The sequence below is a fragment of the Clostridium sp. AM34-11AC genome, assembly GCF_003435375.1.
In the GTDB taxonomy this organism is placed as follows: Bacteria; Bacillota; Clostridia; order Lachnospirales; family Lachnospiraceae; genus Pilosibacter; species Pilosibacter fragilis.
In genome coordinates, this window is record NZ_QWGL01000023.1 from 1 (window position 1) to 14,493 (window position 14,493).

The 14,493-nt window shown below is 51.9% G+C and carries 16 protein-coding genes and 3 pseudogenes; 10 read left to right on the top strand and 9 right to left on the bottom strand.

The genetic code is table 11. From position 1 onward, the window contains the following. Positions 1-498 precede the first annotated feature (498 nt). Both DW826_RS12655 and DW826_RS12660 read right to left on the bottom strand, forming a co-directional pair. On the bottom strand, positions 499-1,647 hold the full coding sequence (locus DW826_RS12655) for an ATP-binding protein (protein WP_117552906.1): 1,149 nt from the start codon (positions 1,645-1,647) through the stop codon (positions 499-501). Then, complete coding sequence (locus DW826_RS12660) at positions 1,644-2,321, bottom strand: response regulator transcription factor (protein ID WP_117470973.1); 678 nt, start codon at positions 2,319-2,321, stop codon at positions 1,644-1,646. The genes DW826_RS12655 and DW826_RS12660 overlap by 4 nt, the downstream gene beginning before the upstream one ends. A 147-nt stretch (positions 2,322-2,468) precedes the next feature. Here DW826_RS12660 and DW826_RS18300 point away from each other — a divergent pair, with 147 nt between their 5' ends. From DW826_RS18300 to msrA, 4 genes are read left to right on the top strand one after another with little or no spacing between them, the layout of a single operon-like run. Continuing rightward, on the top strand, positions 2,469-2,615 hold the full coding sequence (locus DW826_RS18300) for a CD1871A family CXXC motif-containing protein (RefSeq protein WP_015553408.1): 147 nt from the start codon (positions 2,469-2,471) through the stop codon (positions 2,613-2,615). A gap of 25 nt (positions 2,616-2,640) precedes the next feature. Then, positions 2,641-3,516: a 4Fe-4S binding protein gene (locus DW826_RS12665; protein WP_181968068.1), complete on the top strand. Its 876-nt coding sequence runs from the start codon at positions 2,641-2,643 to the stop codon at positions 3,514-3,516. After that, positions 3,513-4,472 (top strand): TlpA disulfide reductase family protein, encoded by a 960-nt coding sequence (locus DW826_RS12670; RefSeq protein WP_117552908.1) that lies wholly within the window; start codon positions 3,513-3,515, stop codon positions 4,470-4,472. Before DW826_RS12665 ends, DW826_RS12670 begins: the two co-directional genes overlap by 4 nt. A 36-nt stretch (positions 4,473-4,508) precedes the next feature. Beyond that, positions 4,509-5,396 carry a peptide-methionine (S)-S-oxide reductase MsrA gene (gene msrA, locus DW826_RS12675; RefSeq protein ID WP_117552909.1) on the top strand — a complete coding sequence of 296 codons (888 nt, stop codon included), beginning with the start codon at positions 4,509-4,511 and terminating at the stop codon, positions 5,394-5,396. 171 nt (positions 5,397-5,567) lie between these two features. On the opposite strand, the gene DW826_RS12680 is transcribed toward msrA, so the two are convergent. From DW826_RS12680 to DW826_RS12690, 3 genes are read right to left on the bottom strand one after another with little or no spacing between them, the layout of a single operon-like run. Further along, positions 5,568-6,485 carry a radical SAM mobile pair protein B gene (locus tag DW826_RS12680; RefSeq protein ID WP_117552910.1) on the bottom strand — a complete coding sequence of 306 codons (918 nt, stop codon included), beginning with the start codon at positions 6,483-6,485 and terminating at the stop codon, positions 5,568-5,570. Continuing rightward, on the bottom strand, positions 6,473-7,162 hold the full coding sequence (locus DW826_RS12685; protein ID WP_117552911.1) for a radical SAM mobile pair protein A: 690 nt from the start codon (positions 7,160-7,162) through the stop codon (positions 6,473-6,475). Before DW826_RS12685 ends, DW826_RS12680 begins: the two co-directional genes overlap by 13 nt. Before the next feature lie 28 nt (positions 7,163-7,190). Continuing rightward, positions 7,191-7,694 carry a flavin reductase family protein gene (locus DW826_RS12690; protein WP_117552912.1) on the bottom strand — a complete coding sequence of 168 codons (504 nt, stop codon included), beginning with the start codon at positions 7,692-7,694 and terminating at the stop codon, positions 7,191-7,193. 154 nt (positions 7,695-7,848) lie between these two features. On the opposite strand from DW826_RS12690, the gene DW826_RS12695 reads away from it, so the two are divergent. Beyond that, positions 7,849-8,202, top strand: coding sequence for a helix-turn-helix domain-containing protein (locus DW826_RS12695; RefSeq protein WP_015553402.1), 354 nt, complete (start codon positions 7,849-7,851; stop codon positions 8,200-8,202). A gap of 85 nt (positions 8,203-8,287) precedes the next feature. Here the strand turns inward: DW826_RS12695 and DW826_RS12700 are convergent. The 4 genes and pseudogenes from DW826_RS12700 to DW826_RS12715 all read right to left on the bottom strand — a co-directional run. Then, positions 8,288-8,395 (bottom strand): annotated as a pseudogene (locus DW826_RS12700) (DNA-3-methyladenine glycosylase I); the annotation flags it as partial. After that, positions 8,386-9,222 carry an NAD-dependent protein deacetylase, SIR2 family gene (locus DW826_RS12705; protein WP_117552913.1) on the bottom strand — a complete coding sequence of 279 codons (837 nt, stop codon included), beginning with the start codon at positions 9,220-9,222 and terminating at the stop codon, positions 8,386-8,388. The pseudogene DW826_RS12700 and the gene DW826_RS12705, both read right to left, overlap by 10 nt. A 16-nt stretch (positions 9,223-9,238) precedes the next feature. Beyond that, complete coding sequence (locus DW826_RS12710) at positions 9,239-10,120, bottom strand: NAD-dependent protein deacetylase, SIR2 family (protein ID WP_117552914.1); 882 nt, start codon at positions 10,118-10,120, stop codon at positions 9,239-9,241. Continuing rightward, complete coding sequence (locus DW826_RS12715) at positions 10,117-11,097, bottom strand: NAD-dependent protein deacetylase (RefSeq protein WP_181968066.1); 981 nt, start codon at positions 11,095-11,097, stop codon at positions 10,117-10,119. Before DW826_RS12715 ends, DW826_RS12710 begins: the two co-directional genes overlap by 4 nt. Positions 11,098-11,223: 126 nt before the next feature. On the opposite strand from DW826_RS12715, the gene DW826_RS12720 reads away from it, so the two are divergent. The 5 genes and pseudogenes from DW826_RS12720 (at position 11,224) to DW826_RS12740 (ending at position 14,470) form a co-directional block, all read left to right on the top strand. Then, positions 11,224-11,667 carry an Rrf2 family transcriptional regulator gene (locus tag DW826_RS12720; RefSeq protein ID WP_117552916.1) on the top strand — a complete coding sequence of 148 codons (444 nt, stop codon included), beginning with the start codon at positions 11,224-11,226 and terminating at the stop codon, positions 11,665-11,667. A 145-nt stretch (positions 11,668-11,812) separates the two neighbouring features. Further along, positions 11,813-11,920: pseudogene (locus tag DW826_RS18885) on the top strand (heavy metal-associated domain-containing protein); the annotation flags it as partial. A gap of 9 nt (positions 11,921-11,929) precedes the next feature. Then, positions 11,930-12,064: pseudogene (locus tag DW826_RS18670) on the top strand (XRE family transcriptional regulator); the annotation flags it as partial. Next, on the top strand, positions 12,057-12,884 hold the full coding sequence (locus DW826_RS12730; protein ID WP_117552937.1) for a 4Fe-4S binding protein: 828 nt from the start codon (positions 12,057-12,059) through the stop codon (positions 12,882-12,884). The pseudogene DW826_RS18670 and the gene DW826_RS12730, both read left to right, overlap by 8 nt. A 374-nt stretch (positions 12,885-13,258) precedes the next feature. After that, complete coding sequence (locus DW826_RS12740; RefSeq protein ID WP_147327153.1) at positions 13,259-14,470, top strand: hypothetical protein; 1,212 nt, start codon at positions 13,259-13,261, stop codon at positions 14,468-14,470. Positions 14,471-14,493 lie beyond the last annotated feature (23 nt).

Sequence of the window (14,493 nt, forward strand, 5' to 3'; positions counted from 1 at the left end):
ATAAAAAGCAATGCTCTCTTCATATGAACACCTCCTCAAATTCCGATTTGCCTCGCTGTTCTTACCTCCTATTTTACCAGATATCACCTACAGATTCCATAGCTTCATAGCTCAAAATAGTTCATTCACAAACCATTTAGCTATGTAAAAGGGACGGCTTCTCAGCCGCCCCACAGGTCAACACTGCCTTAATCAGACAGGTTCATCGTCCGATTCTGCTTCGTAGTCCTCGTTGACATCCACTTCTTCGTCCTCGTCACCAGCATCCTCCGGCAGCTGGAGTGCCTCTTCATGTAATTCAGCGTAATAATCTGTGGCGATTCTTCCATCCGCTCAGAGAAAAAGCGGTCACGAGGGACGAAGCTCGCTGATTCCTGTGTAGAGCCGGAAAAAACGCATTATATCACAACACCGACCTCAAAAACAGGCTGACCGCCCCATACGGAGAGGAACGCCGCAGGGCGGCAAGCGAAGCGGCGAAAAACGAATAAAAGGGTTTTAAGGCTTCGTTGATTGTTGCGTTGGCAACCCCACCGCAATGGTAGTGCCCTTCTCCGAACTTTTCTCCACCCAAACGGAGCCGCCGTGGAGGTCGGCGATCTCCCATACCAGTGAGAGCCCCAGTCCTGCGCCACCGTATTCCCGGCTGCGGGATTTGTCCACCCGGAAGAAGGGCTGGAAGATACTGCGCTGATACACCTCCGGGATGCCGCAGCCGGTGTCGGAGACGCGGAGCAGGAGCTTTTCCAACTCCTGAGTGACAGAAACCCGTACCGAGCCGCCCGGCCGGTTGTACTTGACAGCATTCTCCGTCAGGTTGAAGATCAGCCGGTAGATCAGTGCATCGCTGCCGGTCATAATGCCGTCGCCCTCCGCCGTCAGCGTGACGCCGAGCTTATCTGAGAGCGGCGCAAGATCCGTGAAGATCTCCTCGATCATGGGAGCGAGCTGGATCCGCTCATTCCGCTCCACCTGCCGCAGATTGCTCATCTCCAGCAGTGTCCTGGTCATCTGTATCAGCCGTTCCGTCTGCTCACGCAAAAGCGTGAGGAACTCCGCCGTCTCCGGCCGCACATCAGGATGCTCCGCGGAAAACAGCTCCAACTGCGCCTGCATTAGTGCCAGTGGCGTGCGCAGCTCGTGGGCGGCGTTTCCGGTGAACTGCCGCTGGGCGGAAAAGGCGTTGTTCAGCCGCTCCAGCATCTGGTTGAACGAGCGGCTCAGCTGCCGGAACTCCGAAATAGCGTCTTCATCGATCCTCATATCAGCAAGATTGTTCAGCTGCACCTGCTCCACCTGCGAGGTAAAGCTGCGCAGGGGCTTGAGAGCGCGTCCGCTGACGAAATAGGCGAGGATGCCGCTGAGCAGCGTTACCGCCGCCGTGATGTACCAGTTGGTGGTGCGAAAGCGCCCCTGCACCCCATCGACGACGATGGTCAACTCCTCGTTGGGCGCTATAAGCTGCGGGTCAAAGCTCGCCGCTCCGCCATCATTCAGGATCACCGTGCCGCCTTGTAAGCTGTCCGCAATGGTGTCCATATAGTACACACCGGAGGAGCACAGCAGCAAATTCATGGCCACGCAGGTGATGCCGATGAGCAGGACGGTCATCAGCGTGATGCGCCACTGCAAAGAAAGACGCTTCATGCTTCCTCGCCTCCCATCAGATAGCCCTCGCCGATGCGGTTGCGGATGGGGTCATAGCCCAGCACGGCGCGGAGCTTTTTGCGCAGGGCGGAGATGTGGACGCGAATGGAATTGCTGAAGCTGTCCACGCTGTTGTCCCAAACGTGATCCATCAGCTCCTCCTGACTCACGGGCCGCCCCTGATGCACCATCAGGTATTCGAGTATCCCCGTTTCCTTGCGGGTCAGCGTCAGCGTCTGCCCGTTGACGGTGGCGGTACGGGAGCGGGTGTCAAAGGTCAGGCCTCCGCAGCTTAGCAGCACATCCTGCTGGGTGAACTGCCGCAATGTCAGGCTGCGGATGCGGGCCTCCAGCTCCGCCAAGTGGAAGGGCTTTGCGAGATAGTCGTTCGCCCCGGCATCCAGCCCCTGCACCTTGTCCTCCACTTCGCTGCGGGCGGAGAGGATCAGCACCCGCGTCTCCCGGTCGGTCTGCCGCAGGGTGCGCAGCACCGTCATGCCGTCCTTTTTCGGCAGGTTCAGATCAAGAAGCACCAGATCGTATCGTTCCACGCCCAGAAGCGCCAGCGCCTTTTCGCCGTCATAACAGTAGTCCACGCTGTAGGCCAGCCGCCGCAGGCTGCGAACGATGGTCTCGCACAGGGCGCGTTCATCTTCAATTACTAAAAGGTGCATAAGAGCCCTCCTTTTTATTTCTTTGTTTTTGTGTTGCTTTCATTATAGCAAAAACAGATAAGGTTTGCGTTAAGTTTTCGTTCTTAACAGAGACTTTAACTCTCTCACGCTATGATAGGGGCAGAAAATCGGAAAGGGTGATGAAAAATGAGCTGTAGGAAAAAGGCAGCGGCGCAGATCGTGCTGCTGATGGCCGGAGCCGCCATGCTGTGCTTCGGTGTCTGGCGGGGCGAGGCGGCGACAGTGCTGAGCAAAGCAATCAAATTATGTCTGGAGTGTGTGGGCATTGGGTAAAAAGTTTTCAGGCGTTTCACAGACCATGTCCCGCTTCCGGGGCTGGATTCAGGCGGGGGCGACGCTGCTGACCAACCTGCATCTGCCGAACTTTCTCAAGGGCGGACTGTATCAGGGGGCGGGGAAGACCGTCTGCGTGCCGGGGCTGAACTGCTACTCCTGTCCGGCGGCGTCCGGGGCCTGCCCCATTGGGGCGTTTCAGGCGGTAGTGGGGTCTTCCAGGTTCAGCTTCTCCTACTATATCACAGGCTTTCTCATTCTGCTGGGCGTGCTGCTGGGGCGCTTTATCTGCGGCTTTCTATGCCCCTTCGGCTGGTTTCAGGAACTGCTGCACAAAATCCCCACTAAGAAGCTTTCTACAAAGAGGCTGAAGCCGCTGACATACCTGAAATACGCTGTCCTGCTGGTGATGGTTTTCCTGCTACCGGCGTTCCTTGTGAACGATGTTGGCATGGGTGACCCGTTCTTCTGCAAATACCTCTGCCCCCAAGGCGTGCTGGAGGGAGCCATCCCGCTGTCCTTTGCCAATTCCGGCATCCGGGCGGCGCTGGGCAGGCTGTTTACATGGAAATTCAGCATCCTGCTGTCGGTGATTGCGCTGAGCGTACTGTTCTGCCGACCGTTCTGCAAGTGGCTCTGCCCGCTGGGCGCGTTCTACGCGCTGTTCAACCGGGTGTCCCTCTTCCAGATGAAGGTGGATAAGAATAAGTGCGTTTCCTGCGGGAAATGCGCCAGAGCCTGCAAGATGGATGTGGATGTGACGAAAACGCCCAACCATACCGAGTGCATCCGCTGCGGAATGTGCATCCGCGCCTGTCCGACGAACGCCGTGTGCTTCCGCTACGGCTTCGGCAACGGGAAAGAAACAACAAAGAAAACAACGATGGAGGAATCAAAATGAACAGGAAGAGAATTTTTGCACTGGCTTTTGCCGTGCTGATGGTGCTGGCCCTGGCGGCCTGCGGCATGAAGAACAATGACAAGATGGGCGACATGAGCGGCAACGGCTCCACCATGACTGGCGAGCCGAAAAACGCCGAGGAGGCGCTCGCCCTGCACAAGGAGCTGCTGGAGCAGGAGAACGCGATCCTGTCGGAAAATACCGAGCTGTGGGAAAAGGTCTTTGTGGAGGCTGACAAGGGCATGGCCATGATCGAGGACGGGAAAAACTACGGCGACTTCCTGCTGGATACCGTCGAGGCTGCTAAAGAGCAGTTCACCGACAAGGAGTATGAGTGGCTGAAGGAGTCAGCCACGGAGATCAGCAATATTGAAAACAGGCTGACCGAGTTGGAAGATAAGTATCCCGAGATCATGCAGAAATCCATGGATGGCGCTATGAGTATGCCCGCGGGCAGCGACATGACCACGCCGCCTGATGACGGCAGCATGCAGAAATTCCCCGTCTTTGAGGGCAAGGACCTGGATGGCAACACGGTGAAGAGCGACGAGCTGTTCTCCGGCAACGCCGTCACCGTGGTGAATTTCTGGTTCACCACCTGCAATCCCTGCGTAGGCGAGCTTTCCGAGCTGGATGCGCTGAACAAGGAACTGGCGGAGAAGTGCGGCTCCCTCATCGGCGTCAACACCTTCACGCTGGACGGCGACGAAACAGCAATTTCCGAGGCGAAGGATGTGCTTGCCAAGAAGGGCGCCACCTATCAGAATGTGTATTTTGACTCCGACGGTGAGGCGGGAAAGTTTACCACCAACATCTTTGCCTATCCTACCACCTATGTGGTCGACCGTAGCGGCAATATCGTGGGTGAACCCATCGTAGGCGCCATCACGGAAAAGAAGCAGGCGGAGACGCTGCAAAAGCTCATCGACCAGGCTCTTGCCGCCGATATGGGCTGACAAACGAATTTATCTTCTCAGGAAGGAGGATACACCATGTATCGGAGAGTATTGCCGCTTCTGCTCACCGCGGTACTGCTGCTGAGCGGCTGCGCCGCCGGGCAGAAAAATATGCCGCAGAAAACGGACGAGAAGGAAATGACCGGACAGCCCTCTGATATGTCTGGTGAAGGAAGCATGTATATGGATACCACGGAAAATGTCATATATCTGGCGGGCGGCTGCTTCTGGGGCATGGAACAGCTGATGCAGTCCATCCCCGGCGTCATTGATGCCGAGAGCGGCTATGCCAACGGCACCTGCGAGGCGGATGCCGATTACAAGATCGTCTGCAAAGGGAACACCGGTTTCCGGGAGACCGTGCGGGTGGAGTATGACCCCGGACAGGTGAGTCTCGACGCCCTGCTGCTGGCCTACTTCTATGTGATCGACCCCACGGTGGAGAACCGGCAGGGCAACGACCGGGGCAGCCAGTATCAGACCGGTGTCTATTACACCAACGAAAGCGCGAAGGAAACGGTGGAGCGCATCGCGGAGATCGAGCGGGGACGCAGTGAAAAGTTCTTCGTGGAGATAGGTCCACTCAAGAACTATTACCCTGCCGAGGAGTACCACCAGAACTACCTCGAAAAGAACCCGAACGGCTACTGCCACATCCCGCGCGCGGAAATGGAGCTGTTTTCCCGGCTGCGCATCGATCCGGGCGACTATCAGAAGCCCGCGGCGGAATCCATCCGGGACAAGCTGACGGCGGAGCAGTACCGTGTTACGCAGGAGAGCGGCACAGAGCGCGCTTTCACAGGCGATCCGGAGTCCCCCAATGGCGTGCGCTACTGCATCAACAGTGCGGCCCTGCGCTTTGTGCCTTACGCAAAGATGAAAGCAGAGGGTTACGGATATCTTCTGTATCTGTTCGAGGAGTGAGTTCGCATAATACAATGATATAATAAGCAGCGTCCCAATCATTATGAACCGGGACGCTGTCGTTTATGCTCATGTCGGTTTAGTAAAGCGGACAGAAGCCTCCAAATGGGCTGAAAAAAAGGTTCTGACATTGAAGCACAGCTCCATGTCAGAACCCTTTTATTTCACAAATTATTTTTTGGGGTTGCGTCGCCCGGTGTTTTCCGAGCCACGCACTTCCTCATGGTAAAAGTAATCCACAATTACGGGGTGCCCAGGCTCTGCTCGTCCGTAGGGCAGCTCGTTGTCCACGAAGGGACAGCTGTATTCTTTCGCTAGCCGTTCCGCTTGATCCTCCAAACCACAGAAGTAGCTTCTGTCTCCCTTGTTGTAGATAACGTCGTACAGCGGAACCAAGTCAGGATATTTTTTACGTATATAGTCAAGGATGTCTTTTTTGAAGCCGCCTCGCAGGTTTAGATTTTCTAACCATATCAGGTCGCATTGGTTTCTGACCTGATGGAAGATAGCCTCAAAATCCGTGATACCCGGAAAGACAGGGGCAATAAAGCAGACGGTGCGAATGCCCGCATCATAGATCTGCTTCATGGCATCCAGCCGCCGCTTGATGCTGACGGCATTGTCCATATCGTTTTTGAAATCCTCGTCCAGCGTATTGATCGACCAGGAAATCGTGACCTTTCCCAGTTCTTTCAGAAGGTCGATATCACGGATTACCAAGTCTGACTTGGTACAGATGAGAATTTCCGCCTCGCTGCCCCGAAGCTGCTCAAGAAGCTTTCGGGTGTTCTGAAACTGAGCCTCCTGGGGCAGATAGCCATCGGTCACAGAACCGATGACTACGCGCTGCCCTTTGTACTTTTGCGGATTTTTGATTGCCGGCCAATGCTTCACATCCAGGAATGTACCCCACGGTTCGGTGTGCCCGGTAAATCGCTTCATAAACGAGGCGTAGCAGTATTTGCAGCCATGGGTACAGCCCACATAAGGATTGACGGAATAGCCGCCCACCGGCAGGTTGGATTTTGTCATAATATTTTTGGTTTCTACATCCTGAATCAGAATGCTACTATCTTTCACATCCGCCATGTCTTCTGTTCCTCCAATACCCGGTAAAAAGCCGGGGGAAATTCTTGTACCATATGTGTTTCTCCCATGATAGGAAGTAGATCTTCCTTCATGAATACAGGGATGCCGAGCGCATGGGCCTGATGTGTCAGGTTCCACACCCATTCCGGTTTCGATATAGATTTGCCCTTCCTATGTCCGGTCTCAGTCCCAATGACGATCCACTCAATTCCGGTAAGGTCCACCATACCAACATCATCAAACATAGGTTCAAAGGTCACATGATAGTGTCCGCCATGGATATGCTCCCGTAAAGTCCGGATACGGTTTTTCTCTTTACTGGAGGTAACAGTTACACCAAACCAAGCATTCTCTAGGGTAGTGGAAAACACAATATCCTCCGGTCGCTTGGTCAAAAACAGATATTGGTGCTGTGGATTTTCAGTCATCTTGGCAAATATCTGTTCCCGCCACTCTGGCTTCCAGTGGGAAAAATCGCTCATGCCGGTGAGCAGAAAATTCTGTGGGCGCTTTTTCTCCATCAGCCGCAGCTTATTGGGAAAAAACTCCGGCTTTTCAAAGTCATCGATCATGTGAAACCGGCGGACATTGTTTCTGGCATAGCAGTAGCTGCAACCAATAGTACAGCCGATCACCAGATTCATGTTCTGAATACAGTCTTTAATACAAACAGTCACCGCTAACGCCTCCTTTCCGTTTTGAGATTTAGCCTTCTACCGCAGGCGCAACTTTCCCGAAGCCGTTCCAGGCATACAGCCCCTTCTTGTCCTCATCGCCCAGGAACTTGTCCACCTGACAGATGTGCAGGATATGGTCGCCAACTTCTACCGACTGCTGCAGGGTGGCCACCATCGCCAGACGAGTATCCACCGGAATCTGGATGTCACTGCCCTCCACAGCCATCATCTCGATGTTGTTGGCGGCCACCTTGTCGGTCTTGGCACCGGTAGACGCTCCGCAGGCCATCACAGTCTGGGCAAGACTCTCGCCAGGAACGGTGACAATCACCTTGCCGGTCTCCCGTACCTGCTTACCGGTGTGGGACGATTTGCTAGTGGCGAAACCTACCATGGGCGGGTTGAAGGAGAGGTAAGACACAAAGCAAATGGGAGCCAGGTTCGTAGAACCGTCCTCCTTTTTAGAGCAGATCAGTGTCAGCGGATTGGGGGAGGTCAGAACAGTAGCCTCCATAATGTTCAGTTCTTTCATGTTATTCAGACCTTTCTAAGAAATTTCAGTCGTTGACTGCACGGCTAACTAGTGATATATTTATTATATCTGATAGCAATTTTTGTTCAAGTACGCAAATTATTTGTACCTGGTATCAAAAAATATACTGCAAAAGACGAGGAAAGATCCAATCATGACTTATGAAGAATTCAAAGAAAAGGTTGGCAGTGTCATTCTAACCGATGATGGAAACTGCCCGGTCACGCCGGTGGTTCAAATGCTGCAGGGCAAATGGAAACTCCAAATTCTCTATGAACTATGCATCAAGTGTCCCATGCGGTTTGGGGAACTGAAAAAAGTTCTCAAGCCCATCACCAACACAGCTCTGACCAACGCCCTGAAGGAGCTGGAATCGGATGAATTGATCCAGCGCATCCAATATAATGAAATGCCCCTACGGGTGGAATACTCCCTCACCGAGAAAGGACGGGATCTGTTGCCGGTCTTTTACGCCATTTCCCAATGGGGAATGAAATATATACCATGATTCTAACAATATTAATCTGAAAGATAATAGCCGGGAGGCATTGACAATTTGAGTCAACTTCCCGGCGTTTTATTTTCTGCATTTTCTACTGCTGCAAAGGATTCAGGAAGCAACCTGATTCATGAGAGTTGATAACTCCTACCGCCTGCAAATAGGCATAGATGATTACGGTCCCCACAAACTTCATGCCTCGCACGCCTCCCGGAGAGCAGGCAGCAGCTCATCCAGTCGCCCGTCCAGACCGAAGGACTTTTCTTTGATATTGTCCGTAATATAGATCTCACCAAGATTGAGGGTCACATAAGTGGCGTTTGGCTCGCTGGCCACCAGGCGCATCATCGGGGCCTTGATCAGCTGATTGCGCCAGCCAATGCCCAGCTCCAAAACCACCAGTTTCTTCCCGTGGTAGATTTTCAGAAAGTTTTGGAACCGTGCCTGGGCAGCGGTATCCGGAATCATTCTCTGACCCGCACCCATGTGGATGTCCATGGGACCGCCGCACTTGGGACAGCGCGGCACCAATTCTGTAGGCACATGGCCGCCCTGTTCGGCAGCCGATAATTTTTCGGCCACCTCCAGACTAGGATAGAGGGTGTCGTGGCAGGGGCGGGCACACTGCATCGTAAACCAGTTGCCCTCAATCTCATAGATTTTCGTCGGATCGAAGCCACACAGTTCAAAGTGACCTTCTCCGTTTGATGTGACGACAAAGTAATCTTTCTCTCCCACAATGGCCTTCAAATCGTTCATCACCGACGTAGGCTGGTACTGCCCGCAGTAATGATGGACGAGCCGGGCCCAGAAGGCCCATTTTTCCTCCTCGCTGGGCCATCCAGCCATCATGCCCTGCAAAATACACCCAAGGCCGTATTTCCGTTTAAAATCCCCAAACAGTCTTTCAAAGGCCGCATTGTCCGCAAACAAATGCAGTCCTTCGGTGATGGACAGTCCGTTACTGGCCCCGATCAAGATAGCGTCCGCTTCTCTGAATTTTTCCGCAATAGGGTTCCAATCTATCATATTCGTTCGCCCCTTTCTATTCTATGTTTGCTGCGATGGAGCGCTCCTGCCGGAGGGCAGCTAGAGTTTCCGCCAAATCTCCTTGCAGATACAGGCTGCGTCCCCGCAGATGCTCTGGCCTATGAGATGACTCTCGATTAAGACATGCATAAAAGACGTTTTCGTTTTTGGCAGTAAGTTCCCAGAAGGGCAGTTTGATGATACTGGGCGTCATCTCACCCACGCCCAGCTCCAACAACAGGACTTTTTTGTCGGACTGATCCATTATCCAGCGTCGCAGGAAGCTATGGTAGCGGTGCAGACTATCCTGCCAGAAGGTTCCCTCCAGAAAGGTATCATCTCGTACCCAGGGCACCAGCACCCGCCCGCAATCCGGGCAACGAGGAACAGCCTCCTCCGGCAGGCGAACACCTGCCAAGCAACCAGTCAGCTCCTTCACCAGCTCGCGGTTTTCCCAAATATCATCCCGGCAGGGCTGGCTGCACTGGCAGTAGCTAAAGTCTCCCTGAAAGGCGCAAATTTGTTTCTGGGGAAATACCCGAAAAAACTGCTGATCCACATTGGTGGTCAGAACAAAAGCAGGTTTGTCCGCAACAAGCGCCTGCAGGTCCAGATAGGGCTGCCCAGTAGGGGCTTCCCACATGAAGCGGATATATTGGCTGTAATACCCCCACTGTTCCCCATAGCTGGAAAAGCAATGGTAGAATCCAGCCAGCGGAGAGGTAAAGCCATACTGTTCGCGAAAGGGAGCCAATGCCTCCGAAAGTGCCGGGGACCAATGGTAGTGGTCGTATCCAGCTGCGCTTGACAGGCCGGAGCCGCCTCCGATCACAACGGCATCTGCTTGATCAATACGCTCGGCAAGTTCCTGAAGCACCGCTTGGTTTCCAACCTTCATTGATCGTTATCTCCACTGCCCATGGTGTCCCGTGCATCCCGTAGCACTTGAGCAATGTCGGCCACAATGGTCATGCCCTTGTCTTCCAACTGCTTGGGCAGGAAATCATACTTGTCGTTGATGGCGATATACCGGGCATGGGGGAAACTGAGGGTCAGGTTCCAGAAAGGCTCTTGGATAAACATGGGAGTCATTCGGCCAACGCCCAACTCCAGGAACAGAATTTTGCTGTCTTTGTGTTCCAGTACATAGCGAGAAATTTTTTCGTACTGTTCTTCATATTTCTTTCCTTGCAGGAAATTCCCATATCCTCGCACCCAGGGGAAAGCCTCGCCGCCGCAGTGAGGGCACCGGGGAATGAGATCGGTGGGAATCTTCGTGCCATCCCCCATAGCGGCCACCATATCAGCCACTGGCTTTACCGCATCCCAGGTGTCATCGGTGCAGCAGGCAGCACACTGGAAGAACCGGTGATCTCCCTGGATCTCCGCCACCTTCTCCTCCGGGTAGAGTTTGACAAACTGGGTATCCTGGTTGGTGGTGAGGATGAAGAAGTCCTTGCCTTTCAGCAAAGCGTCTAAATCCAGATAGGGATGACGCACAAGTGCGGTCTGGGTGGTGTGAAGGAAGGTGGCAAGATACCCCCAATACTCTTCCCGGGTCTCCCAGGGGTGCATCATCCCTGCAAAAGCACCTTTGAAGTGGTACTTCTCCGCAAAAGGCCGGAAGTATTTCCGGTAGGAGTCGTTGTCCTCGTAGTAAAAGTCTCCGCCACCGGCAGCGGACAGGCCGGAGGCTCCTCCCACTACCACACAGTCAGCTTCCTTTACCTCCTGTACCAACCGATTGATCTGTTCGCTATACGGCAGCGGCTTTTTGTCAGTCAGCTGATAAGGCGTACTGCCGGAAGCATAGATAGGATGGTACTTGGAATAATTCATCTGGGTCTGCATGACCAAATCGTCATAGAAGTTCATTGTCGCCATTCCTTTCAGGTTGGTGTTATTTTTATTCTTACTTCAAATCATTTTAGCATCCTCTTGCGCTGCTGTCAATATGCTGTTATAATAAAAATAACATCAAAGAAAAAAGGAGATCAGTCCATGAAATATCCCACCCGCCTTAGCGATGCTGTTCATATTCTGGCTTTTATCGCTCTGTACCCAGACTGCGACCTGACTAGCAACAAGCTGGCAGAGAGCGTTCAAACCAATCCCGCCTATGTGCGCCAGCTCATGTCCGCCTTGCGGAAAGGAGGGCTGCTGGTCAGCGTGAAGGGTCATCCCCGGCCTGCCCTGGCTCGTGAGCCGGAGAAAATCACTCTGCTGGATGCCTATCGGGCAGTGGAGGGCAACAAGCCCCTGCTCCATCAGGACATCCACACCAACCCCGCTTGTGGCGTGGGCGTGAACATTCAACTGGTGCTGCGGGATTTTTACTTGGACATTCAAAAAACAGCGGAACAAAAAATGCAAGAAATCACGCTGAAAGATGTGCTGGAACAATATCACATGAAGTTGGAAGGGATGCCCTTGCAGCGTTTATGACGGATCGACTTTCAGAAACGCTTCCATTTGGGACAAAAATTCTTCTGAACGGGAAATACAGAACCTCCTTGCGGGACTATACTGAGAACCGGAGAGACCTATACCCCGTATTTGTATTCTACTTTCCAGAGAAGAAGGTTTCAATATGCAGGAAAAGTACAATGTCACAGGCATGACTTTTGCGGCCTGCCAAGCTAGGGTACAAAAAAGCGTATCCAACCTGACCGGCGTGCAAGAGTGCAATGTCAATCTGTTAAAAAACAGTATAGACGATGTAACTGCTATGATTGCCGGACAGATTGGGCAGCTTCTTCCGATGGACGAGGAAACCATCAAGCAGTTTCAAACACTTGCAAAAAAGATGATGGAACAAGCGGAGGAATCAAATGATGATTAGAAAATATTTACCGCCGTTTGTTATGTGGCTCGTTTTTGAAGTGATTGCGGTGACATTATGGTTTGCGTTAGATAATATATTCTATCTTTTCAATTTCTCGTATATTGGCACTGCGATTGCTGTTGGATTGGTATTATATGGGAAGAAGAAAAAATATGCCCGGAATGTAGTACAATTTGCTGTTGGTCTGTATATGATTGTGTATCTGGGGTTTCTTTGTCGAGAAAATATGCAGATAGAGGGCTTCTGGTATTATCTTTTCCTCGGTGTATTTGAAGCCGCTACAATTCATTATGTTGTTGCAAAAATATTTGGTCCTTTGCTATTTGGGCGTGGGTGGTGTGGTTATGCTTGTTGGACAGCAATGGTTTTAGATTTGCTTCCGTTCAAGGAACCTTCCAGTCCACGCAAGCAATGGAGAATGATCCGCTATTTTGTTTTCGGAGCTTCTCTCGTATTTGTGAGTCTGCTCTTTATTCTTAAAGTCCCAAACAAAGAGGAAATTATGTGGCGGAGCTTCATCATTGGAAATATTCTCTACTATGCCGTTGGAATTGCTATAGCCTACAAATGTAAAGATAACAGAGCTTTTTGCAAATATATTTGCCCAATTACAGTTTTTTTGAAACCGATGAGTTATTTTTCGCTTTTTCGCATCAAAGTCGACAAGAAGAAATGTATTTCGTGCGGAAAGTGTGAAAAGATATGTCCAATGAATGTAGAAGTTCCATGCAATTCCCGAAATAAGAAAAACGCAACAGAATGTATTTTGTGCATGAAATGCGTGGAAAAATGTCCCCAAAATGCTTTGAAGCTATAACATAGCAAAGTCAGCCGAGCCAGTCAACGGTCAAGATGAACGGCGCAAAAATTGCGCCGCCGTTGACAGTACCACCCGCCTTTGCTGATGGGTAATCCAGGCGGGAAAGCCCTAAAATGGCTTCTCGATCATTTCAATTTTTGCGGGAGTGTGTCCACAAGTTCGGCGTAGGACGAGGGACGGGGGTTTTCATATACGCCCTGTTTGCTGACGAAACCAGCCCTGCGCTTGCGGCTCTACGCCACACAATCACAGCCCTGTTTTCCTGCTGCTTCAAATGTGCTTGTCCTTTCCTGTGGCAACCGCATTTTCGCAGCAACGCCGACAGGGCGTATAACCGACAGGGCGTATCAAATGTGGGAACGGATGCCTCAGTGGATACTGTAACGACTGCTGCCGCAGACACTGCGGCAGGAACATGGGAGCTTGTGAGCATGACCTATAACGGTATGACTGTCGGCAAGGAGGATCTGGAAGAGATGGGAACTGCCATGACTCTGGATCTCCTGGAGGACGGTGTGCTGATGCTGGCAAATGCCGATACAGAGATGGTATTTGAACGGCCAGGAAGCGTAGCAGCTGTGACTGCACCGGATGAAGAAGAGGGTGAGCAAACAGCCTCCAGCACAGCAGCATCGGTAGAGGACAGCTGGACAGTCGTTCCGCTGGCGTCTGCTCAGGCGCTGGTGCCTTATAGCTGTACAGAATTCAGTATGAATATTCCGGAAGGCTGGAGCGTGAAATCTTCTGCCATGTACACCGGTATGTTTCATGCAATTCATGTTTTTGATCCGGAGAATCCGGTAAATCAGATTTTCTTTATGCTAAAAATGGAACCATTATTTTCAGATGAAAATTCCCGGGCGATGATGGCGCTTTCCAGTGATTTGTTTGGAAAATATCCCATTCTTACGAATGTATCGACACAGGGAGTCTTTGAAATATTCCCACAGTTTGCAGACGCAATGAATGCAACTGCTGACTATGCGGATATTCAGACACCGTACATTGCAGATTTTTCTGTGACAGAGAGCTTTGAAAGTACTCAGGGAATGAGCAGCGTTGCTATTTCCCCCTCCATTCTTCGGGCGGATTTTACACAGAATGGCACAACGGGAGAAGGAATGTTCACGGCGGATGTGGTTCCCTTTGCCATGGGCACGGGAATGGGATATTATTCTGTCTATAATCTGACAGTCCTCAGTGCAGAAAAGGGAATCTTTCAGGACTGGCAGCCTACTTTGAATAAAGTTCTCAGCAGTCTTAATTATACGCCGGAGTTCCAGAGCTTTGCCATGTCCCAGAGCAATCAGGCGGCCTCTACCTCCCAGTCTCTCAGCCAGTCAGCCAGTGAGATGTCCGACAGCATCATGTCTTCCTGGGAAAACCGGAACCGGAGCCAGGATATTATGAGCCAGAAGCAGAGTGACGCTACCCTGGGTTACGAGCGCATCGTGGACACTGAAACTGGAAATATTTACAAAATTGACAACGGTTTCACCGACTGGTATGACGGCTCCCGTTACAAGTCCATCACTGATGATCAGTATACGGATTCGGTGGAAGCAGTGATTCACTGGAAGTAGAGTCATTGATTTTTTAAGGCATT